The organism is Streptomyces ossamyceticus (genome assembly GCF_001418475.1).
GTDB lineage: Bacteria > Actinomycetota > Actinomycetes > Streptomycetales > Streptomycetaceae > Streptomyces > Streptomyces ossamyceticus.
On sequence record NZ_LIQX01000681.1, the window covers coordinates 1 to 2,612 of the forward strand.

At 75.6% G+C, this 2,612-nt stretch carries 2 protein-coding genes; one reads left to right on the plus strand and one right to left on the minus strand.

The window, feature by feature from the left end:
- Positions 1-1,618: N-acetylmuramoyl-L-alanine amidase (locus AOK15_RS36400; protein WP_240508759.1), on the minus strand; the 1,618-nt coding region annotated here is incomplete at its 3' end.
- Between the two features lie 317 nt (positions 1,619-1,935).
- On the opposite strand from AOK15_RS36400, the gene AOK15_RS36405 reads away from it, so the two are divergent.
- Positions 1,936-2,553 carry an RNA polymerase sigma factor gene (locus tag AOK15_RS36405; protein WP_107099601.1) on the plus strand — a complete coding sequence of 206 codons (618 nt, stop codon included), beginning with the start codon at positions 1,936-1,938 and terminating at the stop codon, positions 2,551-2,553.
- Positions 2,554-2,612: the final 59 nt, after the last annotated feature.

Here is a 2,612-nt window from a genome sequence, read left to right on the forward strand (position 1 = left end):
TGCCGTCGGCGTTGAAGTCGCCGACCGCGAGGGTCGCCCCGAACCGCGCGCCCTTCGGCTCGTAGTCGTCGCCGAGGGCCATCGTGTCGGCGTCGGCGGTGAAGGAGGGCCCGTAGAGGATCGTCACCGCGCCGCGGTCCGTGTGCCCGGTGGTGTCGTCCTCGCCGGGCGCGCCCACCGCGAGGTCCGCGTACCCGTCGCCGTTGATGTCGCCCCACGCGGTGGCCGCGCCCCACTGGTCGCCGGACTCGGCGGCGCCGGGGACGCCCGCGCTCGCCTGGTCCAGGCGGAGCCTGGCGGAGGAGACCGGGCCGCCGGTCCCGCCCGGCACGAGGGTGATCACACCGCTGCCGGTCCCCGGGGTCGCGGCGACCAGGTCGCTGACGCCGTCCCCGGTGTAGTCGGCGGTCGGGATCGCGGAGTTGCGGGCGGGGGAGGCGGCGTAGCGGCGGATCTCGGGGAGTTCGGCGTACAGGTTCGCGCCGGGCGAGGCGGTCGACGCCGCGTCCTTCCCTCCGGAGATCACCGGCAGTACGGCCGGCTCGCCCTGCCCGTACACGCCGCTGTCCTCGGACGCGGTCAAGGTGACCGTGCCGTTCGGGTCGCCGCCGTACTGGCCGAGCTTCCAGGCCGCGAGCCGGGCCACGGACTCCACGGCGGCCCGGGTCGGCGTGGCGCCGTCGTAGTCGCCGAGGACCGCGACGCCCGTCGAGGCGCGGTCGAAGCCAGGCGTGTGCGCGCCGCGTACCGGCAGGTCGGCGCCGCCCGCGCGGCCCTCGTGGATCCGGCCGCACTTGTCGACGACGAAGTTGTAGCGGAGGTCGCCGAGGCCGGCGGTCTCGGTGTCGTACGCCATGAGCGCGCGGATCAGCGCCGGGGACTCGGCGCAACTGTAGGCGTCGCTGCCGCCCGTGTGGTGCACGAACACCGCGCTGACCTTGTCGTCGTACTGCGGCGACCCGGCCACCGTCGCCTCGTTCGCGCCCCACCGGGCCCGGCCGACGATCGGGGGCCGGGTGACGGTGGAGGTGACGGCGACCGGCGGATCGTCGGTGACGAACGCCGCGTTGCGCATGCCGCCGGCGCCCGTCGTGCCTCGCGTACCGGCGGTCGCGGCGGTGTGCCCGGCCGCGCCGTCCGCCGTCCCCGGGTCTACGAGGTCGACGCGCAGCCCCTTCGGGAGCCCCGCCCGTGATCCGCCGGCCGTGACGACCCGGGCCTCCACGCCGTCGCTGGGGCCGACCCACAGCGGCTCGGAGGCACCGCGGGTGCCGCCGGGCAGGGCGGCGGCGGACGGGCGCAGGGCGCGCCAGGCGCTCCACCGGCCGGTCGCGGCGTCACGGGTGCGCACCTGGGCCGTGCCGTCCAGCCGGGCGGCGGCATCGGTCCAGGAGACACCGAGGAGCGAGAAGGGAGCGGTGCGGGTGCGGGCCAGAGCGGGGCGCCCGCCGGCCGCGGACGTGAGCGCCACGTCGTGCACCTCGGTGGAGCGCTGGGCCCCCGCGGCGGACGTGCCGGCCGTCCCGTCCTGGGGGCCGGCCACGGCGTACGACACCACGCTCGCGCCACCCGCGACGGCGGCGCCGAGTGTCAGCAACGCCCTTCGCTTCGCACTCATCGGCCGGTACGCATGGTTCCTACGGCGAATCAAATGCCCCACCCCTACACGAACAACGCGAAGACACCACCCGGCACAAGGGCGGCCTTCTATTCAGAGCACAACCCGCCGCGAACATCACCATCGGGCGGCACGCGTGTGACCCAAGTCATGCGAACGGCCAAAGCTCCCCCTGAAGGGTGATCCTCGGCGGATCCGTCCGGCGCTCTGTGACACTTCCGCGGGGCGCGGCGCAGATGACCGTGGGGCCCGGTGACGATCCCGAGGGGGTCGGGGCGGGTCCCGGGACCGCGACGTCGTACGGACTAGGACAGCTCTTGGGCCAGGGAGGCGAACCTCGCCGCGTGCAGGCGTTCGACGGGGAACTGGGCGTGGCCGTCGCGCGGGCACAGGAGGGCGACGAGGCCGCGTTCGCGGTGGCGTACCGGCTCGTGCAGCCGGGGCTCCTCGGGTACCTGCGCGGCATCGTCGGTGACGACGCGGAGGACGTCGCCTCGGACGCCTGGCTGGAGATCGCGCGGGACCTCGGGCGGTTCAAGGGCGACGGGGCCGGATTCCGCGGCTGGACCGCCACCATCGCCCGGCACCGCGCCCTCGACCATCTGCGGCGCCAGAAGGTCAGACCCCGGGCGACCGCCCTGGAGAACGACCTGCTGGAGCTGCCCGGCGTCCACGACACCCATGACCAGGCGCTGGAGTCGCTCTCCACCGGGCAGGCCCTCGCGCTCGTCGCCCGGCTGCCCCGTGACCAGGCGGAGGCCGTGCTGCTGCGGGTGGTCGTCGGCCTCGACGGCCCCGCCGCGGCCCGTGTCCTCGGCAAACGCCCCGGCGCGGTGCGCACCGCCACCCACCGGGGGCTGAAGCGGTTGGCGCAGTTGCTCCGCGCGGAGGGTGTGACGGAAGACGGCGCCCGGACGCTGGGGGAGTCGGGATGAACGGCAGCGGCGACAGCCGCCGCGGCCACGGCAGCGACGGGCGGCACGGCGACAGCGAA